Annotated in this window: 13 protein-coding genes; 2 read left to right on the top strand and 11 right to left on the bottom strand. The window is 46.1% G+C overall.

The features are described 5' to 3' along the window. Positions 1–111 precede the first annotated feature (111 nt). The 6 genes from DYD54_RS11520 to glmM form a co-directional block, all read right to left on the bottom strand. A complete protein-coding gene (locus DYD54_RS11520; protein WP_063513755.1) occupies positions 112–13,017 on the bottom strand; it encodes a YadA-like family protein in 12,906 nt (4,301 codons plus the stop codon). A 194-nt stretch (positions 13,018–13,211) separates the two neighbouring features. Beyond that, positions 13,212–13,337: a hypothetical protein gene (locus DYD54_RS11725; RefSeq protein ID WP_256594025.1), complete on the bottom strand. Its 126-nt coding sequence runs from the start codon at positions 13,335–13,337 to the stop codon at positions 13,212–13,214. Beyond that, entirely contained in the window at positions 13,334–13,744 is a 411-nt protein-coding gene (locus tag DYD54_RS03395) for a hypothetical protein (RefSeq protein ID WP_063513754.1), read from the bottom strand. Before DYD54_RS03395 ends, DYD54_RS11725 begins: the two co-directional genes overlap by 4 nt. Before the next feature lie 78 nt (positions 13,745–13,822). After that, the gene (locus tag DYD54_RS11965; protein WP_407662077.1) at positions 13,823–14,125 is read right to left on the bottom strand and encodes a hypothetical protein; all 303 of its coding nucleotides are present in this window, start codon (positions 14,123–14,125) and stop codon (positions 13,823–13,825) included. A gap of 32 nt (positions 14,126–14,157) precedes the next feature. Continuing rightward, positions 14,158–14,289 (bottom strand): ESPR domain-containing protein, encoded by a 132-nt coding sequence (locus DYD54_RS11895; protein ID WP_084260587.1) that lies wholly within the window; start codon positions 14,287–14,289, stop codon positions 14,158–14,160. A gap of 439 nt (positions 14,290–14,728) precedes the next feature. After that, positions 14,729–16,090 (bottom strand): phosphoglucosamine mutase, encoded by a 1,362-nt coding sequence (glmM, locus tag DYD54_RS03380; protein WP_063513752.1) that lies wholly within the window; start codon positions 16,088–16,090, stop codon positions 14,729–14,731. Between the two features lie 320 nt (positions 16,091–16,410). Between glmM and DYD54_RS03375 the strand changes: the two genes are divergently transcribed. Next, on the top strand, positions 16,411–17,010 hold the full coding sequence (locus DYD54_RS03375) for a CPBP family intramembrane glutamic endopeptidase (protein WP_172459590.1): 600 nt from the start codon (positions 16,411–16,413) through the stop codon (positions 17,008–17,010). Positions 17,011–17,075: 65 nt separating this feature from the next. Here DYD54_RS03375 and DYD54_RS03370 read toward each other — a convergent pair whose 3' ends face one another. From DYD54_RS03370 to DYD54_RS03350, 5 genes are all read right to left on the bottom strand, one after another. After that, complete coding sequence (locus DYD54_RS03370; protein WP_063513750.1) at positions 17,076–17,654, bottom strand: YceI family protein; 579 nt, start codon at positions 17,652–17,654, stop codon at positions 17,076–17,078. 122 nt (positions 17,655–17,776) lie between these two features. Then, a complete protein-coding gene (gene dusA / locus DYD54_RS03365) occupies positions 17,777–18,763 on the bottom strand; it encodes a tRNA dihydrouridine(20/20a) synthase DusA (protein WP_063513749.1) in 987 nt (328 codons plus the stop codon). 144 nt (positions 18,764–18,907) lie between these two features. Further along, positions 18,908–20,539, bottom strand: a complete 1,632-nt coding sequence (locus DYD54_RS03360; protein WP_063513748.1) for an ABC transporter substrate-binding protein — start codon at positions 20,537–20,539, stop codon at positions 18,908–18,910. A 125-nt stretch (positions 20,540–20,664) separates the two neighbouring features. Next, positions 20,665–21,447, bottom strand: coding sequence for a TatD family hydrolase (locus DYD54_RS03355; protein ID WP_063513747.1), 783 nt, complete (start codon positions 21,445–21,447; stop codon positions 20,665–20,667). Positions 21,448–21,477: 30 nt separating this feature from the next. Further along, positions 21,478–23,121: a mechanosensitive ion channel family protein gene (locus DYD54_RS03350; RefSeq protein ID WP_228703587.1), complete on the bottom strand. Its 1,644-nt coding sequence runs from the start codon at positions 23,119–23,121 to the stop codon at positions 21,478–21,480. Positions 23,122–23,455: 334 nt separating this feature from the next. Between DYD54_RS03350 and ahcY the strand changes: the two genes are divergently transcribed. Further along, positions 23,456–24,835, top strand: coding sequence for an adenosylhomocysteinase (gene ahcY / locus DYD54_RS03345; RefSeq protein WP_172459589.1), 1,380 nt, complete (start codon positions 23,456–23,458; stop codon positions 24,833–24,835). The last annotated feature ends 12 nt before the right edge of the window (positions 24,836–24,847 follow it).

The raw sequence follows: 24,847 nt of genomic DNA, 5'->3' as shown, positions 1-24,847 counted from the left end.
GTAACAAAAAATCATATTTTGTTAAGATCATAAAGGAATTGAAAATTTTTAATCAATTCCATACCCCAATGATTTCATCAGGGTATGGAATGAGCTACTTACAACAGCGGTTTAGAAGTGGAAGCCTGCACCCACTGAGCCGCCTGCTTTACCTTTGGTATCGGCAGAACCAGACATCTTAAGAACCCAGCGACCGTTGTCAGAGAGCTTCGAGAAGCCAACTGCCACTGCACCCTCGCCATTGTAGCTGGCGATACCACCAGTCAACATTGACTTACCTGGGATATAAGCCTGTGGTAGTGCTGCCATTGCCATGGCAGAAGACACACCAGCATTTGACTGATTAGCGACATCATCGATGCGACCAGCCAGATGGTTGGTTGCCCTCATCAACTGCCCCACATTCACAGCATCCGTCATATCAACACCAGGTGCGACATTGGTGATGCGTTGACCACCGTTGTTCAAACCTTGTGCTGTCAAGCTGACAGTGTTGGCAGGTGTTGCTGCGTTGATGGTCAGACCTGTTGTGTCAAGCTTGCTGTTGCCAGTAGTAACACTATCGACAGTGATGTCAGATTTCAGCTGAACCTCGATGGCATCGCCTGCTGCCTTAGTGGTGATGTTCTTATTATCACCTTTGACATTGAGCGTGTCGCCCAGTTTGCGTGCGTCAGTTGAGCCGTTGTCTGCCTTAAAGGTCAGACCTTGGCTATCCACCTTATTTAATGCTTTAACACCTTTGGCGATGTCTTCTTTGGCTTTGTCAGTCAAATCAACGGTGTAGCTGGTGGTTTGTGCACCATCGATGTCGGTTGTGTCGCCTGTTTCGACAGCAATCAAGCCTTGAGCTTTGGCAACAACTTTCGCCGAACGATCTTTAGCACTGATGGTGTAGATGTCCTGACCTTGAGCACCTTTGGTGCTGTCGATGCTGACATTGTTACCTGCTTTGACCTCGGTGGTGGCTGCCGCTTTGGCTTTGTTCAGCTGAGAGACATTGACGGCGTCTTGGTTATTGGTGCCATCGGCCACATTGGTGACTTTCGTACCAGCAGCACTGATGCCGTCTGGAGTGATGGTGATGTTACCAACTTTTAGTACATCGCCAACTTTAACCGTCTCAAATGCCACATCGTCTTTGGTTTCAACAACAATGTTGCCGTTGTCGTCTTGGAACACGCGCGTGTTGTTACCTTGGTTGATGCTCACAGCATCACCAGCTTTGACCAGCTTGCCATCTTCACCATTGGCTTTTAGAGTAAAGCCTGAGTTGTTGATGGCATTGATGGTGTCGGCTGCTGATAAGACTTTGTTACCATCTGCACCTTGGATGTTAAGCTTACCGCTGGCATCAACAGTTGCTGGTGCGGCCTTGGCCACATTAACGGTGTAGATGGTTTGACCGTTGCTACCTACTTTTGAGGTAACTTCGGCAAAGCCTTCACCTTCCACCTCAGTCTTAGCGGCATTGATGCCTTTGGTCAAGTCAGCTTTAAGCTGATAGATTTGACCACCATTCACCGCATCTTTACTGCCTTTACTGATGTTACCATCGGCAACATTGGTGACTTTCTGATTGCCAGCATTGATGCCGTCTTGGTTGATGATCACATCACCGACTTTCAGCGTATCACCTACTTTCACGGTTTCAAACGCCACATCTTGCTTGGTAGCAACAGTTAGGTTACCGTTTTCATCTTGGGTAACTTTGATGTTATCACCTTGATTGATGCTGATGGTGTCACCTGCTTTGATGAGTTTACCAGCTTCACCATTGGCTTTTAGGGTAAAGCCTGAGTTGTTGATGGCATCAGCAACGGTTTTGGCGGTGACTAGGGCATCGCCTTGATTACCCTCAACAGTTACCTTACCAGCTTCATTACCACCTTGTGGGTTGGTGTTAAGCTTGGTGGTTTTGGCAGTGATCACGGTCTTAGCAGGATCGTTTGGATCTTGCTTGGTGGTGATGGTTTCATCATCCACATTCACATCAACCTTGATGGTAGAGGTCTTGCCATCAGTATTGTCTACAACCACTGTTGTGCCTGTGCCGTTAGCAAAGTTCACCGTGTCATAGGCTTTGACAAAGTCAGCCGCTTTGCCATTGGCTTGTAGGTTAAAGCCTGCATTTAACACATCACCAACGGTAGCTGCGTTGTTGTAGATGTTAGCCAACTGTTGACCTTGTGGTGCAGCCTGCTCTTTGGTGGCATCAAAGATCGGATTGGTGGTCAATCTGCCATTAGGACCGACGATCATGTCACCCACATTGTAAGTCGGTGCTAGACTGCCCGCCACATTTGCCAAGTTGGTTGGCTGTGTGGTGCTGCCTTTGCCATTGTTGATAGAAACAATCACATCAGCAGGGTCAACCTCTTTACCATCTTTACCAATAAACTTACCGTTTTTCAGTGTTAGCTTATTGCCTTCTGCGTCGGTGTAGACGACTGGCAATTGGGCAGATTCAACCAGTGCTTGACTGTCAACCTTAATGTCATAAGCAAGGTTCTTACCATCTTGACCTTGATTGGTATCAACAACACTGATTGACTTATCGCTAGATGTCACTGTCGTACGAGCACCTTTTAGCTGCTTCACATTGACCACATCAGCGTCATCTTCGCCATCAGCCACATTGGTGATTTTCTTGCCACCAGCGTTGATGCCGTCTTTGGTGACGCTTGGACCATCGATAATGGTTAGGCCATTGTCTGTTAGGACAGTATCACCAATGGTGATTGAGCCATCTTTGGTCAGGTCAATGTCTTTTGACAATTGAATCTCTAATGCATCGGTGCCGTTTGCCTTAACATTGATGTTGCCTCTTGCACTTTCAAATTTGCCAGATTCGATTGCATTAACCCCTTCGCCCACAATCTTAACCACAGAGTTAAGCTTATGACGATTTAGTGTACCATCATTACCAGTAAAGATGAGACCATCGTTCAGATTGGCAACTTGTTCGGTGTTGGTGTTGCCATCTTTGTCTTTGGTTTCATAGACAATGCGAGTTTGACCAGCTTTACCTGGTAGGCCGTTCGCACCATCTTTGCCATCGACACCTTGGGCACCGTCTGCTGCTTTGAAGGTCAGACCGTCTTTGCCGTCTTTGCCGTTCAAGCCGATAGAGCCATCTTTGCCGTTTAGGACAATCGCTGAGCCGTCTTTGCCGTTGATGCCAAGTTTGCCATCAACACCGTCTTTACCATCTTTGCCATCTTTAGCACCGATTTCAAGCGTTGGGTTTAGGCTGACTTTCAAGGCATGACCTTTTTGACCATCTTTATCTGTTACCTCAACCACTTCAGTGTTGATGTTCTCATCACCAGTGATTTGAACAGTACTGCCCAAGTTTTGCTTAAACTCTTTACCTGCTTTGTCTTTTAGACCATAAGCATTGGTAGAGACTGTCGTGATGGTGTCATTGATGGTGGCTTTGAGATCACCGACATTCACGGCATTGTTTAGCGTATCGCCAGAAGCAGTCTTGATGGCATTTGCCACATCTTTGGCTGTTGGCTCGCCATTGTTACCTGTTGGAGTAACTTTACCGCGTACACCGCTGGCAATGTTGGTGACTTGTACTGGTGAGTTATCTTTACCGTACAATTTCACTGTATTGCTTGGGGTTGAGGTGTCAGTTGCGTCAGCTTTATTGCCATCAACATAAGCGATTGGGCTATCCACTTTGATGGTGGTTGTGCCAGTTGCTGGGTCATTGTCAGTCACAACGGTTGTGCCACGACCATTGATGAAGTTCACTGAATCAGCATGGCTGATGACATCAACAGGCTGACCATTGTTCTGTAAATTCCAACCTGCATTTAATACATCGCCTACGGTTGCAGCGTTATTCACCTTGCCAGCTAAGCTGTCTTTACGGTTTTGTGCTGGAACTTCTGTGGCAATGTTATTATTTGCCAGATTTGACTTGACATTGGTGATGCTGTTGCCACCGTTGTTTAGACCGTTGACAGTCAAAGTCACGATGTCATTTGGCTGAGTTTTAGGATCCACACCATTTGGTACGATGAAGACACCAGAGCCACCAATGCCTGTTCTGTTGCCACCTTCATCGGTGAATACAGCCGTTGTTAGGTCGACATCTTTTTTACCGCTGATACTGATGTTGCCATCTTTGTCATGAGTAACTTTGATATTGTCGCCTTCGTTGATGCTCACAGCATCGCCAGCTTTGACAAGCTTGCCATCTTTGCCATTGGCTTTTAGGGTAAAGCCTGAGTTGTTGATGGCGTTGGCAACGGTTTTGGCGGTTACTAGGGCATTTTGATCACCATCACGACCAATTTCAATCTTGCCATCTTTATTGGCATCATCTAAGGTGGCGGTGTTGGCAATCAGCTGATTACCTTCAACCTTAATGGTGGTGCCATCAGTTTGGATGTTCAAGCCATCTTTGTCTGTGATTAATGGGCTATCAGCATTGATTTTAATACCAAGCTTACCTGTATTTGGTGCAATGGTTAAGCCTTTGGTGTCATCGACATTGATGTCAAACTTAATCATGCTTTCTTTGCCATTTTGATCAGTGATGACAGATGCTTTGGTACCTTCACCATCAATGAAGTTCACCGTATCATAAGCTTTAACAAAGTCTCTTGACCAGCCGTTTTCTTGCAGGTTAAAGCCTGAATTGATCACATCACCGACAGTAGCAGCGTTGTTATACATGTTCGCAAGGTCTTGACCTTGTGGTGCTTCTTGCACTCTGGTAGCTTCCGTGACTGGCTCATTGATCAGCTTACCGTTAGGACCAACAATCATGTCGCCTGCATTGTAAGTTGGTGTCAAGTTACCAGCAACATTAGCCAAGTTGGTTGGCTCTGTGGTGCTGCCTTTGCCATTATTGATAGAAGCAATCACATCAGCAGGGTCGACCGCTTTACCATCTTTACCAATAAACTTACCGTCTTTCAGTGTTAGCTTATTGCCAGCTGCGTCGGTATAGACGACTGGTAATTGGGCTTTCTCTACCACACCTTGGGCGTTGACATTGACCTTAATATTATTTTGGCCGTTTTCGCCTTTTTCCAAAGTCACATTTGTGAAGTTGCCATCAATGAAGTTGACTTTATCACCAGCTTTTACAAGCTTACCGTCTTTGCCATTGGCTTGGAGGGTAAAGCCAGAGTTGTTGATGGCGTTGGCAACATCGCCAGCAGTGATAAGAGCGTTTTTATTACCCCCTTCAACAGTCACCTTGCCAGCTTCATTACCACCTTGTGGGTTGGTGTTAAGCTTGGTGGTTTTGGCGGTGATCACGGTCTTAGCAGGATCTTGTGGATCTTTCTTAGTCGTGATGGTCTCGTCATCCACATTCACATCGTATTGAACGGTTGAGGTTTTACCGTCTTCAGATGCTTTGGTAACAGCCGTCGTACCTGTACCGTTAACAAAGTTCACGGTGTCATAAGCTTTGACAAAGTCGACTTCTTCGCCATTGCCCTGTAGGTTCCAGCCGACATTGAGTATGTCGCCAACGGTGGCTGCGTTGTTGTAAATGTTGGCTAGGTGCTGTCCTTGTGGTGCTTTTTGTGACTGAGTAGCGTCCAAGATTGGAGTATCGGTCAATTTGCCATTAGGACCGACGATCATGTCGCCTACATTGTAAGTCGGTGTTAGACTGCCCGCCACATTAGCCAAGTTGGTTGGCTCTGTGGTGCTGCCTTTGCCATTGTTGATGGAGGCGATTACATCGGCAGGATCAACCTTTTGACCCTCTTTATTGACAAAGCTGCCATCAGCTTTCTTCGTCAGTTTATTGCCTTCTGCGTCGGTATAGACGACTGGTAATTGGGCTTTCTCTACCACACCTTGGGCGTTGACATTGACCTTAATATTATTTTGGCCGTCTTCGCCTTTTTCCAAAGTCACATTTGTGAAGTTGCCATCAATGAAGTTGACTTTATCACCAGCTTTTACAAGCTTGCCGTCTTTGCCATTGGCTTGGACAGTGAAGCCAGAGTTATTGATGGCGTCAACGATGTCACCTGCATTCAACAATGCGTTGTCATCATCAGCGGTAACCATGCCGTCTCCGCCAATGACAATCTCTGTGGTCTTAGCCATCACTCGACCGTCATCGTCTTTGGTTAAGGTGATGTTATCTGTATTGACCGACAAATCAAAGGTAGTGGCTTTGGTTACTGGGTGCACACTTTGTTGAACAAAGACAGAGCCATCTTCAGAGGTGACATGCTCTGTGCTTTTCTCCATGGCGTTGATGAGCTGTGCCACATTCACCGCATCGCCTGGGTCAACGCCATCAGCGACATTGTGAATTCTGGTATCGCCAGCATTAATGCCCGTTGGACCGATGTGTACATCACCCATACGCAGACCGTGCTCATCAATCATCACATTGCCATAGTCACCGCCAACACTTAGGCTGTTGAAGATGCCATCTTTGGCAGTACCGATGGTGAATTTGCCACCGTCGCGAGTGATCTCGATGTTTCTGCCGTTGGCAAGCTCTAGCACATCGCCTGGGTTGATGACCTCACCATTGTCGCCATTGGCTTTGGCAACAAAGCCTGAGTTGTTGATGGCATCGACGATTGACTTAGCATTAACGAGATGATTTTCTTTTTCATCGCCAAGTTCAACCAACTTACCGTCAATGGTGGTACCAAGATCAGTAGTCAGCACAGTGATGCCATGTTCATCCACATACAGTGGATTATTGGCTTCATTTCTTAGCTTGATGCCGATGCCCTTATCTGTCACTTCAAGACCTTTATTAGGGTCTATTTTAACATCAACGCTGATTTTACTGATCTTGTTGTCTTTGAGCGGATCGGTAAATACTTTGATATCTGCTGATTTAGTGTCTACAAAATCAATGGTGTCGTAAGTGCGGACAAAATCTTTTGGTACGCCATCGTTATGCAGATTGAAGCCAGTTGATAAGACATCTCTCACTGTCGCCGCACTTGATAGGGCTTTTTGTTTTTCAGTCAAGTCAACTTTGATGTTATCAAGATCCAAGAAGTCATTTGCTGGTCTCAAATTGAGTTGATCACGACCCGCTTGCGTCAAATTATGAGTTAAGCCTGTGATGGTATTTTTCTCACGACCAGCCCTACCTTCGCTGGTAACACGAATGGCTGTTCTACCATCTGCGGTGTCGCCCACAAACAAACCTTGCTTAGCAGAGACATTATTAAAGACCACATCATCGGTCGTAGTGATGCGAACTTTGCCACCTGCTTGTATGACAGAAATGTTATCACCAGCTTCCAGCGTTACTTTCTCACCAGCTTTGATTAACTCTGACGCCCCTGCCGATTGGCCTGTGCCAGCGTGTGAAGTCTCCAAGGTAAAGCCAGAGTTGTTGATGGCGTTGGCAACATCGCCAGCAGTGATAAGAGCGTTTTTATCACCCTCATTTGGTGCGTCGATCTTACCAGTACCTTGGTTTGGCGTTAGAGTTGTGGTCTTAGCGGCGACTTTGCCAGCTTCATTGATTTGGACGGTTGTATTATCAACATCCACTTTCAGACCATTAGAGTTTTTGTCCCCATCGGTCTTGGTAGTGATACCGCCTTTATCAGCCAGTTTGACTTTAAGCTTCTTATCACCGCCTAAAACATTGGTATTATTGTCAACTGCCAAGGTATTAGCATCAACTTTAAGCTCTAGACCGCCTTTGTTGCCAAATTGTAGTGGGTTATTGGCATCTTTTTCAAGTTTGACGGCGACACCACCTGGGGTGATCTGTACACCCATGGCTTCGTTTGCTCGCACACCGATTTCGATGGCTTTGTCTTGTCCGTTTGTTACGGTATAGACACTGTTGTCTCTACCGTGAATGGTCAGTGTTTCACCCAATCTACGCTCAATTGCATCGCCAAAGTCAGCATTAAAGCTCATTGGCAGCTCTGATAACGCTCTTAATTGAGCGACATTGACCGCATCGGTGTCTTCAGAGCCGGCAGCAACATTGATGATTTGACGGGTATTCTCATCATCGCCGACCGAGACGGCACCTAAAGTACCTTTGACCGTGTCTTTGATCGCTTGATTGGCCAACCAAGCCGCAGGGCTTTGTGTGCCGTCAGGTACTGGGGTATAGACCTCTCCAAATTCAACATTCGCATTTTGATTGTAAGTGATCGGATCTTGAGTGACGACTCGATCAGCAATCGAGTATGCACCCAGGGCAACACCGCCATCTACAATGACGCGCGAATTGGCACCGATGGCTTGAGCATTGTTAGCAAGTGCTTGGGCATTTGGACCCAAAGCTTGAGCATCAATACCCCATGCCTTCGCTCGTGCACCCACAGCCTGAGCACCAGGAGCGATTGCAAGTGCAGAGTTACCAAAGGCACTTGTATCCTCGCCGAATGCTACGGCACCACGACCAACAGCAGTTGCGTTTTCGGTTGCAAATGTAACATCATCGCCTACTTTGACGCCTTCGCCTTCAGCAAATTGAATGCTGGTGAGACCCTTGACATCTGGGTTTAGAGCGACTTCGATCGTACCCTCAGTGGTATTGATGGTGGTGGTGATGTTCTTGTCATCAGCCTTATCACCTGTCTTACCACCCTTGATACCAACAATGCCTTGATCAAGTGCCTTGGCGTTTTCTTTGTTGGTGGCGGTATTGGTTGCACCATCTTTTTCTGGTGGCGTGCTGTCTTCATCAGCATAGTACTTAGCTTTCGCTTCGGTGAGCTGCTTGACATTGACTGCGTCGTTTGGTCCTGCACCATTAGCCACATTAGTGATCTTAACAGGTTGACCGTCTTTGTTAGAGACTTTTATGCCACCCTGATCATCTTTGGTGATTTTTGGACCGTTATCACCAAACTGAACACTACTAAAGTTCACATCATCTTTGGTAGCAATGCTGATCTTACCAGCTTCTTGCTTAAGCTTGATGTTCTTACCGGCGTCGATGGTGACTTCGTCACCAGTTTTAATCAGATGACCATCTTCATAACCACCATTCTCAACCTCACCACCACTGTCTTTAGCAGTTTTGACTTTAAATCCTGCTTTATTGATAGCATTAGCTACAGTTGTTGCAGTGACCAACTTATCGCCATCACCATTCGCCAGATCCTCAATCTTACCAGTTTGCTCATTTGGTTTAAGATCTGTGGTCTTGGCTGATACTTTACCTCCTTTAATTTCAACTGTCTTATCATCAACTTGAACATCTACTTTGATTGAGCTCTTTTTAGCCAAATCTTTTGTAATGCTCACAGATGTGCCATTACCATTGACAAAGTCCATCACATCATAAGGACGAATAAAGTCTTTTGCCTCTCCGTTGTTTTGCAAATGGAATCCGGCGGACAATACATCACTAATATTTGCCACACGAGAAAGAGCTTTTTGCTTTTCTGCGAGATCAACATCTACATTATCCAAATCAAATAGGTCATTTGGAGTTAAGGTGATTGTATCACGCCCTGCACGAGGCAGATTGTCAGTAAGACCCGTAATGATATTTTGCTCACGACCTACATTACCAGTACTACTCAATCTAATAACAGTTCTACCATTTTCAGTATTACCCACAATCAAACCGTCATTGGCGGTAATGTGATTTGCAATGACATGATTGAAGATAACATCATCTTTGGTTGCAATGCTAACGCGACCACCCGCTTGAATGACACTGATGTTGTCACCAGCATCAATAGTGACTTTATCACCAGCCTTGATCAATTCTGAATCACCAGCTGATTGACCCGTACCACTATGTGAGTTTGCTAGAGTGAAGCCTGAGTTGTTGATGGCATCAGCAACGGTTTTGGCAGTGACTAGAGCATCGCCCTCGCCATTGGCTGGTGCGTCGATCTTACCAGTTTGAGCATTTGGTTTAAGCTTGGTGGTTTTGGCTGATACCTTACCAGCTGCATTGATTTGAACGGTTGTGCCATCCACATCAACTTTTAGACCTTCGTTACCTTCAGCTTTGATACCGCCTTTGTCTTTTAGGTTGACTTTTAATTGCTTGCTTGGCAATCCACCATTATTATTGGTCAGTTCAACTTTAAGTGTGCTAGGATCGGTATTTAGCTCTAGACCGCCTTTGTTGCCAAATTGTAGTGGGTTATTATCAGATTTTTCAACCTTAACAGCCACACCACCTTCGGTGATTTCGATACCACGAGCTTTATTTGGCTTGATGGTAAGTTTATTACCTTCAATCTTAATGCCTTTATCATCAACATTAACAGCCACACCCGCATTGTTAACGGTTAATGCACCATTATCTTTTGGCTTGACGCTGACGCCATTTTGATTAACAGTGATGCCATTGCCAGCTTTAACACTGATGCCTTTGCCATTGATGTTATCGCCGTCAAATTCCAAGCCTTTATCATCGGCCAGCTTAACAGCAACTTTGCCATTGTTAAAATCAACACCAGCATTTTTATCAATCTGAACAGCCACACCACCTGGGGTTACATCAATACCCATGGCTTTGTTTGGCTTAACAGCAACATCAATACCGTCTTGATCTTGATTGACCTGAGTAACAATACCACTGTTAGCTTTGCCATTAATTTTTAAGGTCTCGCCAAGTTTACGGCTGACAGAATTGCCTGTGTTACTGCCATCTTTGCCCTTATCCGCTTCAAAGATACGAGCTTTGGCTTGCAGTTGCTTTTTGCCATTTGCATCTGCAATGGTGAACTGATCACCAACATTGATGCTTAGGCCTTGTCCATCAACAGTTAATGGACCTGCTTGGTTGACATTGATGCCAATGCCGTCTTGATCAACGGTTACACCTTTGGCATTGTTTGGCTTAACAGAAACGCCATCAGCAGTAACTTCAACACCGCCATTAGCTTTTGGCTTAACGCTTACACCATTGTTGTCAACAGTGATGCCGTGATGTGGCTTAACTGCTAACTTTCTCTCGCCGTTATTGGCAGGCTGAGCTGGATTGAATTGCAAGCCTCCATTGTCGTCAATATTAACGCCAATGCCTTGTGCATCAACAGTGATGCCTTTAGCAACATCTGGCTTAGCAGATACGCCATTTTGATCTACAGAGATGCCATGATGCGGCTTGACAGCAATGCCGTGGCCATTATTAGCATCAAACTCAAGACCTTTGTTTGGAGCTAGATTGACAGCGACCTTACCGCCATTAAACTTAACACCGGCCTGATCATCAATATTGACACCAACACCTTCAGCGGTAACCTCTACGCCCTTATTGGTATTTGGCTTGACTTCAATCTTGCCATCAGTACCAAACTGAACGCCTTTTTGGTCGTTGATCTTAACAGCAACACCGCCGGCACCGACTTCAACGCCTTTCATACCATCCGGCTTAACAGCAATGTCAATACCATCTTGAGCTTGGTTGACTTGCGTGATGATACCGCCATCGGTTTTGCCGTTTAGTTTGAGGCTTTCACCCAGTTTGCGAGTGACGGTCTTATTGCCATTACCGCCATCTTTGTCCTGATCGGCCTCAAAATCACGAGACTTAACACTTAGTTTCTTAATACCTCGGTCGCCATTGACCAGGGTCACGACATCGTCATCGATGTTCAAATGCAAGCCTTGCTCGCCAACGGTGAGAGGGTTGTCATCTTGAATCTTCAGGCTAATCTCGATGCCATCACCTGCATTGTTGGTATTTGTGATGATGCCAGCACCATCAGCACCCTTGATACTAAGCTTCTCGCCCAGTTTTCTTTGAATGACTTTGTTGGTGTCCTGCTGATTGTCATCTTTATCAGCTTCAAAGCTCATCGGCAAGCCAGCCACTGCTTTTAGCTGTGCGACATTAACCGCGTCGGTATCGCTAGAGCCAGCGGCGACATTGATTATTTGGCGAGTGTTGTCAGCACTACCCACTGATACAGCACCTTGATTACCTTTGACGGTTTCGGTGATGGCAGTGTCTAGTTTATTAACTTCGTCATTTTGTTTAGCATCAGCTGTCAATGGTGAATATACCTGGCTTTGCCGAGCATTGGCTACACCATTGGTTGTGGCTGGTTGAGTAATCGCATCACGATCCGCCTTAGACTCAGAGCCTAGTGCAACACCGCCAATTGCGGTTGCCTTGGCATTGACACCAGCTGTGACAGATTTATCACCTGTTGCACCGCCTTTTTCGTCGACTTTGCCCCTGTTGGTCCCTGCATCTCCTGGATGTTGACCGCCCTCACTCGTATTGACATGGACATACATGTCTTTATTGTCGCCTGGGTCACCTTTGTCGCCTTTAGGACCTTGGGGGCCTTGTTCGCCTGTATCACCTTTAGGACCGGCATCACCTTTTTCACCTTGTGGACCGGTGTCTCCTTTGGGACCTTGAATACCCTGTTCGCCTTTAGGACCAGCATCACCTTTAGGACCGCGTTCGCCTTGATCTCCCTTAGGACCACGCTCGCCAGTTTCACCCTTGTCGCCACGAGGGCCTTGAGGGCCTGTTGGACCGGCTGGACCAGTCTCACCACGATCACCTTTGGCACCTGTTGCACCATCACGACCTGCAGGACCTTGCTCACCGCGTTCGCCTTTAGGACCGGCTGGGCCTGCTAGACCACGAGGACCGGCTGGGCCCATTGCACCTGGAGGGCCAAGAGGACCTGCTTCACCAGGAAGGCCTGGCTCGCCTGCTGGACCCACTGGACCAGGTACGCCTGTACCGCCTTTGATGATGATGGTTCTAGCATCACCTTCGTATTTACCTTCTACAGTGATGCTACCCTCACCTCTGAAGTTAACCGTATTACCCCATTTTACCAGACCATTATCATCGTTATTTGCGACAGGCGTGTTATTGGCCTGCAGCGTCCACCCATCATCGCTATCAGCCATCGCCTCCCCGACAGACAATGCCAATAGTGACAGTGGCAGGGCAGCTAAGATGCTACGAGAGCGACTGGCTGGCTTACTGCCAACCACACCACCTGCCCGTGTGTGCGACTTGGCAAACTCAGCAACCGCCTGGTAGGTGCCGGTCGCCTTATTAAAGACAATTTTATATATACTGTTCATATACAATACCTTAAGATTTTACAAAGAAACTTTACAGCATAGAAAATACCACAGCTGTAAAGAGGTGATTTATTGATACAAGCATCTAGGCGACATCGACATCATCGAAAACAGATGAGAAATCGCACAAAAAATCACCCCATTGCTTACTGCCAAAGCAATAAACAATGGGGTGATTTCTTTAAGTGGTTTCTTTAAGATGCGATGCGATGCGATGCGATGCGATGCGATGCGATGCGATGCGATGCGATTAGCATGACTGATTTGATGGGCATTGTCAATACCTTATTGCAAAAAATGATAAAGATTGTGTCTTTCATATTTTACTATAATTCATCCATACGATGCCAGGTGTATTGTTATTTTTGTGTAACATAATAACAAAATGTTTACAAGTGTACACAATAAACTGCTGCCAAATCCGTGGTGATGCCGTATGATGATGGGGTAAATACCAAAGCATGGAGCCAATTGCAATAGAGTGATCTCTTTCTGCTTTGGCGTCAACACCTTGAGCTATGCTACGATAACCATTTGCTATACTATTCATGCCTAAGGCAATAGCAGATTCGGCCGTTCTGTATAGACTTCCTCTGTCTTCTACATCGTATTTAATACTCTCAGTTTTTGCTACTTCACCAATAGCAATGGAGTATTCGCCCCATGTCATTGCACCATCACCAATAGCAATAACATGACAAGCATGGGCTTGGGTATCTCCACCCATTTTGGTGCCATCAACAGTGGTCTCACCGCTAGAGTTATTGGTACTATTGCCAATAATCACAGAGTTCTCACCAAAATGCTAAGTACCTGCATTATTACCCATCACAACATTATTTCTGCCACTAGACTTATTGCCTGCTTTAGTGCCAATAGCGATGTTGTTAAATGTCGCAATGCTTTCAGTTGGCGTAGTAGCCACTTGACCGCCTGATACGATTCTACCTGTGCCATAATAAGCTGAGCCCTGATCAGAAAAATTTTGTCCTGCGCCATTACCGATAGAAACAGAATTCCGCGTATTAGCTGCAGCATCATTCCCAATGGCAATCGCATTTTCACCACTTGCTGTAGGTCCAGTTCCTTGATTAACACCATCACCAATAATTACGGCAGCAGATGCTATAGTAGTAACTGCTACAAAAGTGGCAACCAGAGCTGACTGCAGATAGATTTGGTTTTTGATTTGCCTTTGCCGCGTGCCATTTCTGACACAGCAGACCAAGTGCCTGAAGCAGCATTCCGGACAACTTTATAAACTTTGTTCATAAGATATTTTCACTTGAGTAAAAATGATAAAAATCATCATTTTGATAGATAAAAACCAATCGAGAAAAACCATAAGATCTTATTAGTCTTAATTGGTGGATTTGATCGCTTATCCATTCCCAATATTTGAATTGTAAAATTTGGGCTGCAAGGATTAAAACAATGAGCTTATTCGAACTTTTAAAATATATATTATCTATCTTTGTTTAAATTAAATAAACCAATAAGAAGACTTACACATAATTACAATCTGGTTATTTAACTAATAGAATTTAGGTAGAATTAACAAATTATTAATAATAATATTTTGATTAAAAAGTACACACATCTAATAACTAGGTTTTTGGAAATACCACCATTTTAAATAGTCCCTACTGCAACAACATAAAAACCGCCTTATTTAGCATAAAGCGGCTATTCCCCTTATCTGTATTACTAATTATCTCAAAACCTGCTGCACTCTATTCGCAATATCCTGTGCCAATGACTGACACAATGCCTCATCTTGACATTCCACCATGACACGGATGACAGGCTCTGTGCCTGATTTACGGATCAGTAGGCGTCCTTTGCCAGATAGCTTTCTCTCAGCGTCATCAAATACCGCAACAAGATCAGGATGATCATGAGGGTCTGACATCTGCGACAGTCGCACATTAATGAGCGTCTGCGGGAATGGCGTATAACCGTCAGTCAACGTACTTAATTTCACATCGCGCTCAACCATGCACATGAGCACCTGCAATCCTGCCACGATGGCATCGCCTGTACGGCTCTTATCTAGGCATAGGATGTGACCTGACGGCTCACCGCCGATACTCCAGCCTTTGGTCTCAAGGTCTTGCATTACATAACGATCCCCAACCTTGGCACGGTGAAACCCAATGCCGCGCTCCGCCAAACTCAGCTCCAACGCCACGTTACTCATGAGCGTACCAACCACACCGGCAGGTTTTAGATGATTCGCCAGAATATACAGCACAGCATCACCATCAACGATAGCGCCCTGCTCATCTACCATGATGATGCGATCGCCATCACCATCTAGTGCGATGCCAACATCAGCGCCATGTTCTAGTACAGCCTTTTGTAGAGTATTTGGGTGAGTCGATCCACAGTTGTCATTGATATTCACCCCATCAGGCGCATTATGAATCGCAATGACATCTGCACCAAGCTCACGAAGCACACGAGGCGCTACGCTATAGCCTGCGCCATTGGCACAGTCCACCACGATTTTTAGTGAATTTAGGCTCAAATGATACGGAAAGCTGCCTTTGCAGTATTCGATATAACGCCCCTTAGCATCCTCAACTCGAAAGCTCTTACCGATGCCATCCGCCTTAATACCTGCAAGTCTAGACAGGCGCGCATCAGTATCGTCCACTAACGCATCCAACTCTAGGTTAATGGCGTTTTGAATTTCATCAGAGATTTTTTTACCTTCACGAGAGAAGAATTTCACGCCATTATCTTGGTATGGATTATGCGATGCCGAGATGACCGCACCCATGTCTGCGTGGAAGCTCTTCACCAAATGCGCAATCGCAGGTGTCGGCAATGGACCCAGCATATACACATCCACGCCTGCCGCGTTAAATCCCGCCTGCAGCGCCGCCTCAATAACATAGCCCGATAGGCGCGTGTCTTTACCAATCAGTACGCTTGGGCGTTTTTTTGAATTGCCGGCGCGTTCCATCAGCACTCGTCCCGCACCAAACCCTAAGCGCAACAAAAAATCAGGCGTGATCGGAAATACGCCAAATTCCCCACGAATGCCATCTGTACCAAAATAACTCATATTATCCTCCAAAATATTCAATCATACCAATAAATATATCAGCGAATTATATCACAGCAATTCCTTTAAAAATTTAAGTATTTGCTAACCATTCGTGAATGATTGGTCAAAAATAGTACACACCCAATCTTAGCCATTCATCAATCAAGCAAAATCCTTAGCAATGTGGTACTCTTTAATTTTTAAGTCTTAATAATTAGCCATTAATCATGCCCTCACATTCCCCCACCAAACTAAAAATACGCGCAACGTGGTTATGCTTACTGCTTATTCTACTCATGTTTATAAGTCAAACAGCTTATGTCTGGGTATTTGGACGGATGTTAGATCTTAGTCTTATAGCTGGCAGTCGTCACGGCGTGGTAGTTAGTCTTAGCATCATAGCAAGCGCTTTGACTTTAAGTGTGGTTGGTCTCATCATGGCAACGTATCATGCTCGTGACAGACTGGCAAAATGGCTGGGTATTCGCCCTTTTTATTGGCGACGTTTGGCAGTATGCACTTGGTGGCTTGCGCTATTTTTGGTGATTAGTGAATTCATCACGCATACACTAGGTCGTGCGCCGATGACATTCATGGATGGTATGATAAGTACGGCAAATCTACCGTTACTTGTTCTCGCGACAGTTGTGATCGCACCCATCTATGAGGAGTTGATTTTCCGAGGGGTAATGTTCGGGCTAATCAAAGACGCAATTCATCCTAACAATCACCACGCATCGCTCATAGCCAGCGTGATCACGAGCGCCCTATTTTCATTGGTTCATGTGCAGTATGGTGCGTTTGAGATGGGTGTGATTTTTGGGCTGGCGATGATTTTTTGTTATGCGCGGATACGCTGCGATTCGCTGATTGCACCGATACTCCTACATATTCTAAATAACGGCTTGGCAATGGCGGTATATTTATTTTATGTGTAATATTTAAAAATACACAAAACAAAAAACGAAACTTTCGTTCCGTTTTTTATTGAACTGGCATCAGATTACTGTTTTACCGCTTCTACTTGAATGTCGATGCGGACTTTTTTTGCCATGCCCATCGCCACCAGATAATCCATGCCCCATTTAGTGCGGTCGATGGTCGTGCTAAAGTCGCCACCGCACACCTCTGCTTTTGCCATTGGGCTGTCATAGCAGTTGAATTTATCGGCCTTTAGACGCACAGGATGAGTCTGACCAAGTAGCGTCAGATTGCCATCAACAGATGATAATTTACGCACCTTGCCTTTACCCACATGGTTGAATTTGGTCGATTCAAAACGCATGTTCGGATGTGCTTCAGCATTGAACAGATCAGCAGATTTTAGGTGGTCTGTGAACGCTTCAGAGCCAGTTTGCAGGCTGTCAATCGGGATGGTGATGTCGATTTTGCCTTTGCGAGCTTCTTTGTCAAATTCCATCGAGCCTGTCAGACCAAAGAAACCACCAACGTTCGTACTGGTGTTAAAGTGATCAATGGCAAATCGTGCGTTGGTGTGAGCTGCGTCAATCTCATAAGTCGCTGCGTGGGCTGTGGCCGTCAGACCAAGTAGTGCTGCGCCGAATACGTGTGATAATTTCATGACTTTCTCCTATTGAAAGCAAGCAGTGAATAAGAAACATTTTCAATATGGCAGTATCTTAACACGATAAATTAACGAAGAAAAACGCCATTTTGTTGATGCAATGTTTCTTATTAAGAAACCTAATGACCATTTAATGCCAGTACCGTTTCCGCACTGTTTCTGATGTCATCCACGGTTAGATTTCGCTTACCGCTCAAATCCTGTCGCCATTTTCTTGCCCCTGCCAAGCCTTGAAATAACCCCAAATAATGCCGTGTCAAGGTTGCCAAATTCGCCCCTTGCTCGGCTCGTTTTTCAAGATAAGGATAGAGATTTTCTAGGATTTCACGGTGCGTTGGGATAGGCTCGCCCCACAGCTCATTGCACGCCCCCATGAGCATGGGATTGTGATAAAACGCCCGTCCTATCATCACGCCATCCACATGGGTTAGGTGGGTTTTGATGTCATCAAGATTGTCCACACCGCCATTGATTTCTATAAAAAGATGGGGGAATTCTCTTTTTAGGCGGTAAATATCATCATAGCGCAGGGACGGGATTTCTCGGTTTTCTTTGGGGGATAAGCCGTTAAGCCACGCTATCCTAGCATGAGCGATAAAGTGCGTACAGCCAGCGTCCGCCACAGTCCCCACAAAATCACGCATGAACTCATAACTGTCAAACGTATCAATGCCAATACGGTGCTTGACGGTAACGGGCTTATCGGTACTGCCTTTCATCGCACGCACCATATCCGCCACAAGAGCAGGTTCTGCCATAAGGCACGCCCCGATTTTGTTGTGCTGAACACGGTCGGACGGACAACCAACATTGATGTTAAATTCATCATAGCCCATCTTATCGGCAATCTGTACACAGTGTGCCATCTCGCTAGGGCTAGAGCCGCCAAGCTGTAGCACCACAGGATGCTCGCTGTCATCATAACGCAAAATATAATCCGTATCGCCCTTTAAAATGGCACTCGTGCTGATCATCTCGGTGTACAGATGTATGTGGCGATTAAACAGACGCGCAAAAAATCTAAAATCCGACGTCGTCCAGTCAATCATCGGGGCTACGGATATTCTCTTAGCACCCGATTTTAAAGCGTCTTGTAGAGAAAGCATTGAAACACACCTTTGGTTGAATGTTGATTTTTGATCGATTTCATGGCTTGGCTGCCTTTGGCGTTTTGCATGAAAAGCCCAATGAGCCCACAATCGTCGCCACGCCCATCAAGATAACATTCACGCACTTTTTTGTGATTTTTATCACTTTTTGACCGACCATCGGCGTGCCTGCCACAGATTGAGCGGATCTGCATTAGAAAAACCTTTAATATACGGCTTCACCAGCTGCACATTGGCATAAAACAAAACATTGATTTGCGTGCTGTCTTCTGCCATCATTTTTTCTGCTTGGTCATACAAGGCGGTGCGTTGTTTGGCAGTAAGCTTGGGGTCTAGGGTTTGGAGCATCAGCTCATCGTATGTCGCATTGGCATAGCCTGACCAGTTGTTTGAGTTGTCAGATTTTCGTAAGTTTAAAAAAGTCGATGCTTCGTTGTAATCACCACACCATCTGGCTCGAACCATTTGGAAGTTGCCTGTACGACGAGCATCAAGATAAGTTTTCCACTCCTGATTGGTCAGATGAATCTCCACCACCCCAAGTGCCTGCTTCCAAAGTGCCGCTGCGGCGATGGCGATTTTTTTGTGTTGTTCGTTGGTGTCATACAGCAGCTCAAATTGTAGTGGGTGCGTCTCATCATAGCCTGCTTGTGCCAAAAGCTGCTTCGCCGTCTCGATACGCTTGGTCTTATTCCATGCTTGCCATTTTGGGGCATGACTGACGGCGTCTTTGATGGCGAGCGGCGTGAACTGATAAGCAGGTATCTGACCTTGACCGAGCACTTTGTCGGTGATGATCTCGCGGTCCAGCGTCATTGCCAAAGCAAGGCGTACTCTGGGGTCATTAAACGGTTTTTTGGCATGATTGAGGTCATAATAATAAGTACATAAGATGGCAGCGGTTTTTAGCTCATCGCCCAAGCGGTGCTTGAATGTGTCAAACTGTTCCTTAGGCAGCTCGCTTGCTGTGATGTCCACCTCACCTGCTTGATAACGCTGCACATCTGTGGTTGCCGAGCTGATGGGCAGCACAACCAATCTGTCAAGCTGATTGCTGGCATTGTCATAAAAATGGGGGTTTTTTTCTAAGACGATTTTTTCGTTGACCGTCCAGTCAGTAGGCTTAAAAGCACCGTTGACCACGATGTGCTTTGGGTCAGTCCATTTCTCGCCAAACGACTCTACCGTCTTTTGATGCACAGGCACCAGCGTGCTGTGAATCATCATGTCAGGCAAATAAGGCACGACTTCCGACAGCGTGATTTGTAGTGTGTGTTCGTCGATTGCCTCAACGCCAAGCGTGTCGACTGGTTTTTTGCCAGCGATGATGTCTTTGGCATTGACAATCTTTGCATCTTCTAGGTAGCTGGCATAAGGCGAACCGAGATTGGGGTCTACCAGACGGCGAAACGCATACACAAAGTCATCTGCCGTCAATGGTTCACCGTTGCTCCATTTGGCATCATGACGCAGCTTAAAAACCCACACTTTATCATCAGTATTCGCCCATTCGCTCGCCACCGCAGGGACGATCTTGCCATCGGCATCGGCTTGAACTAAACCCATGCCAAACTGACGAATGATGTTCAGCTCCTGCACCCCTTGGGCAAGTTGCGGGTCTAGGGTTTGTGGTTCGCTGGCATTGTTGATGGTGATGACCTGCTTGGCGGTGTCGGCATCGTTTGTGATGGCAGACCTACCATCACACGCCGCCAGCATCAACGCCATGATGAGCGTCCAAGCAAGTTTGTTATTTGAAAAAATGTGAGTCATTCAATATCCCTAAAAAAAATAGCATGAACAGCAGCCAAAACCACCCACCAAAGCCCAGTACGCTCAGTACTCAAACATCACAAAGACCGCTTAGGGGTCTAAAAGTATGAAGCACTATGGCAATCTCATCGGTACTCGTTCAGCAGCGTCTGAAAATTATGACTGGTAATCTGCCCTATCTGTTCAGCCGTCTTACCATAAATCCGAGCCAGCACTTCGGCGACATACGGCACATAAGTCGGCTCGTTCTCACGCCCACGCTTTGGCACGGGAGCCAGATATGGGCTGTCGGTTTCAATCAAAATGCGGTCTAGCGGGAGTTTTTTGGCGACCTCTCGAAGCGATTCGGATTTATTAAAGCTGATGATGCCAGAAAACGAAACATACATTCCCAAGTCCAAAGAGCGCTTGGCAAACGCATAGTCCTCGGTAAAGCAATGAATGATGCCATGCTCACAACGCTCTGCTGTCAGCAAATCCAGCGTGTCGTGATAGGCAGCACGCGTGTGCACGATGATGGGTTTTTTGAGGGTTTGGCTGGCGTGAATGTGCGTGGCAAAACTGTGCTTTTGGGCTGTTTTTTTGGTGTCGTCCCAATGATAGTCAAGACCAGTCTCGCCCAACGCCCACAGCTTGTCATGGTCATAAGACAGCAGCTTCTCCACCGTCACACCTGCCAATACATCAGCGTCTTGACAAGGGTGCAGTCCGACGCTCATGCCAATGTTGAGCTTATCATCTGATCTATCCACCCACGCCTTAATGTCATCAAACTCATCATAATGACACATGATCGCCATGGCTCGGCTCACATTGGCATCCTTCATGGCGCCAAGCAGCAATTCTGGATTGCGATCATGATTGTCTAATTTTAGATAAGTTAAATGGCAATGACTGTCGGTAAACATAATTTTCACATCAATATTAAAAACCGCTTATTATACCGCATTTTCTGGCATTGTAGGGTCTTTATCGCAGTCGGATTTTAGGCTAATTTCTTGGCTTGGCAAGGCATGCTCTACGTCATACTTAGCCACTTCGTTCAGCACATCAACCAAAAGCTCGCTTTGTTTTTTCCAAAACACCGTCACATCAGCCGCATCCAGATAGCAGCGCATCTCAATAACGAATGCATCTTGGCGCAGCTCGCTTAATCTGACCAGTGTCCACTCGTCGTTAGTATAGAAGTGGTTTTCTAAGAACAGTTGCAAGTCATTGATTAGCCTACCGATCTCATCAGGATTAGCAGAGCGTTTTAGGTACAGATGATGATAAAAATAAAACATATCCCGAGCGTCATAGTTCTCAATCTGCATGGCACTAAACTCGCCATTTGGCACGGTTACAATCGTCCGAGACAGCGTACGGATACGGCTTGAACGAATGCCAATGTCAATCACCGTCCCTTCCATCGTCCCAAATCGACAATAATCCCCCACGCGAATCGGGCGGTCAGCCACCACGACCACCGAACCAATAAGGTTCTCGATGGTTTTTTGGGCACCGAAGGCAAGTGCAAGACCACCCACCCCAAGTGCTGCAATACCCGTCGTCAAGTCAAAGCCCAGATTACCAAAGATAATAATCACCGCAACGATGACCATGAACGCTTTGGCAACTTTACGAAACAGATTTAGGATGGAGACTTGTTCTAGGCGTTTGTGCTTACGACTGTTGTTCTCAGCGCGCACGAACACGGCATCAATCACCCGAAGCACCAGCCAAGCGGTTGCCAGCCATGCCACCACCTCAACACCTCTAGTCACTGCCGTGCGAAGCGTGACAGGCACCCCCATCTGCACCATCATCTCAGAGAATATCGATGCTAGGATAACCACAGACAACGGCAAAAGCGCCTTCGATGGTATAGCAAATGCCTTACCGCGTATCTTAGGATACAAGAAAGCAAAGATACCCCACACGATCCACAGCCCAACCCAAATCACGGACAAGCCAACAGCAATTAAGATAGCAAGCGATATCAGATCTGAGACTTTATGCCCCAAGATCTGCTTATCCGCCCAAAAGTCAAGTCCTAATTCCTCTGCCAAGGTGGTGCGGTTTTCTTTTAGGTTGGTGGGCAGTTTATCCAGCGTGTCTTTTGAGATCTGCCAATAAACCACGCCATTGGCATCCATCTTTCTAATGAGCAGCAGATCGATTTTTTCGATGTTGATCTCGATGGTGCCTACTTTCTCTAGGTCGCTTGGCAGCTTATCCGCCAAATCACCCTCGCTTTTATCACTGATTGACAGCACGGGCTGCAAGCGCCCGCCTTTATCCAAGGCGATTGTTAAATTGTTAATGATGGTTTCTGGATCTTTTTGTTTTTTTAGAAAGTCATCATCTAGGTATTTTTCCGTCAAAGCCATGTCCTTATCCGACAAGGCTTTGACAAAATTCTGCACGGTACTTCTAGGCGAGTCTCGTCCGTAGCTGTCTTTGGACGAATCAGCGGTCATTTGCGGCTCGGCTTTGGTTAATGCGCTGACGGCACTGGCATTATTTGGCAAACAAAACAGCGCGGCCAACACCAGCAACGCCGCCAAAACCCAACGTCTTAACCAACCAACATAAGACAAATTCATTCCAAACACACTCAAATAAGACAAATTTAACCGCCATGCTAACAACTTTTAAGATCAAACACAAGCTGTCTTCTATGGATAAATGAGCCACCCAAGCTTTCATCATTTAGTTCAAGCCAACATCATCAGATTAGATTTACCATTAATAATTACATGGCTTTATCTTTAACCCAGTCCAAAATTTTGCTATAATAGCAAGTTACCCAAGAGATGTTGCATCCGTTCATCGGCCAGGCTTGGCGTTCTTTAATTTTTTAATTTAATAAGAACAAAACAACGACATCTGCGTTATTTTCTCATTTTTTCATAGATTTAAGGAGTGGACGCAGTGTCTACAGTTACCGACCAAGAATTTAAAGACTACAAAGTCGCCGATATTAGCCTTGCCGAGTTTGGTCGCAAAGAGATTAAACTTGCCGAAACCGAAATGCCTGCTCTTATGGGCATTCGCAAACGCTACGCTAGCCAAAAGCCTCTAGCAGGAGCGAAGATTGTGGGCTGTATCCACATGACCATTCAAACGGCTGTCTTGATTGAAACGCTTGTGGCACTCGGGGCAGAGGTTCGCTGGACTTCGTGCAACATTTTTAGCACCCAAGACCACGCCGCCGCCGCCATTGCCGCCGCTGGCATTCCTGTCTTTGCATGGAAAGGCGAGACCGAAGAAGAGTACGAATGGTGCCTAGAACAACAAATCCGCAAAGACGGCAAACTGTGGGATGCTAACCTTATCCTAGATGACGGTGGCGACTTGACCGCACTCATTCACAACAAATACCCCCAAATGCTAGATAGTATTCACGGCATTTCCGAAGAAACCACAACAGGCGTACACCGTTTGATTGAAATGCTTGGCAAAGGAGAGCTTAAAGTCCCTGCAATCAACGTCAATGATGCTATCACCAAATCCAAAAACGATAACAAATACGGCTGTCGCCATTCACTCAATGACGCCATCAAGCGTGGTACGGATATGTTGTTGTCTGGTCGCCGTGCGTTGGTGATTGGTTATGGCGACGTGGGCAAAGGCTCTGCCCAAAGCCTACGCCAAGAAGGCATGATTGTGCGTGTCAGCGAGATTGACCCTATTTGTGCCATGCAAGCGTGTATGGACGGCTATGAGCTTGTTTCTCCATTTGTGGGTGGTGAGCAAAATCAAGGAGTTAATACTACACTACTCCAAGATACCGACCTTGTCGTTACCACCACAGGCAACTATCACGTGTGTAACGCCGAGATGTTAAAGGCTCTAAAATCCACCGCCGTGGTGTGTAACATCGGGCATTTTGATACCGAAATTGACACCGACTTTATGCGTAAAAACTGGAAATGGGTGGAAGTCAAGCCACAAGTTCATCAAGTCTATCGCTCAAATGATGAGTCGGATTATCTTATCGTGCTATCCGAAGGTCGCCTTGTCAACCTAGGCAACGCCACAGGTCATCCGTCTCGTATCATGGACGGCTCATTTGCCAACCAAGTGCTTGCCCAAATCCATCTGTACAAAGAAAAATTTGCCGACTTGCCAAGTGCTGACAAGCAAGGCAAGGTTTATGTTAAAGTCCTACCCAAAAAACTGGACGAAGAAGTCGCCGCCGCCATGGTTGCAGGCTTTAATGGTGTGATGACTAAGCTTACGCCAGAACAGGCCAGCTACATCGGCGTGTCGGTAGATGGCCCATTCAAGCCAGACGAATACAAGTACTAATCTGCATCACAA

Source organism: Moraxella ovis (assembly GCF_900453105.1).
GTDB classification, from domain to species: domain Bacteria; phylum Pseudomonadota; class Gammaproteobacteria; order Pseudomonadales; family Moraxellaceae; genus Moraxella; species Moraxella ovis.
This window is presented reverse-complemented; position numbering and strand designations above follow the sequence as displayed.

Excerpts from the sequence above, each read along its gene's own strand:
- DYD54_RS11895 (WP_084260587.1), bottom strand. The coding sequence starts at position 14,289 with ATGAACAAAGTTTATAAAGTTGTCCGGAATGCTGCTTCAGGCACTTGG.
- dusA (WP_063513749.1), bottom strand. The coding sequence starts at position 18,763 with ATGCTTTCTCTACAAGACGCTTTAAAATCGGGTGCTAAGAGAATATCC.
- DYD54_RS11725 (WP_256594025.1), bottom strand. The coding sequence starts at position 13,337 with ATGAAAGACACAATCTTTATCATTTTTTGCAATAAGGTATTGACAATG.
- DYD54_RS03375 (WP_172459590.1), top strand. The coding sequence starts at position 16,411 with ATGTTAGATCTTAGTCTTATAGCTGGCAGTCGTCACGGCGTGGTAGTT.
- DYD54_RS03370 (WP_063513750.1), bottom strand. The coding sequence starts at position 17,654 with ATGAAATTATCACACGTATTCGGCGCAGCACTACTTGGTCTGACGGCC.
- glmM (WP_063513752.1), bottom strand. The coding sequence starts at position 16,090 with ATGAGTTATTTTGGTACAGATGGCATTCGTGGGGAATTTGGCGTATTT.
- DYD54_RS03395 (WP_063513754.1), bottom strand. The coding sequence starts at position 13,744 with ATGGGTGGAGATACCCAAGCCCATGCTTGTCATGTTATTGCTATTGGT.
- DYD54_RS03360 (WP_063513748.1), bottom strand. The coding sequence starts at position 20,539 with ATGACTCACATTTTTTCAAATAACAAACTTGCTTGGACGCTCATCATG.
- DYD54_RS03355 (WP_063513747.1), bottom strand. The coding sequence starts at position 21,447 with ATGTTTACCGACAGTCATTGCCATTTAACTTATCTAAAATTAGACAAT.
- DYD54_RS11520 (WP_063513755.1), bottom strand. The coding sequence starts at position 13,017 with ATGAACAGTATATATAAAATTGTCTTTAATAAGGCGACCGGCACCTAC.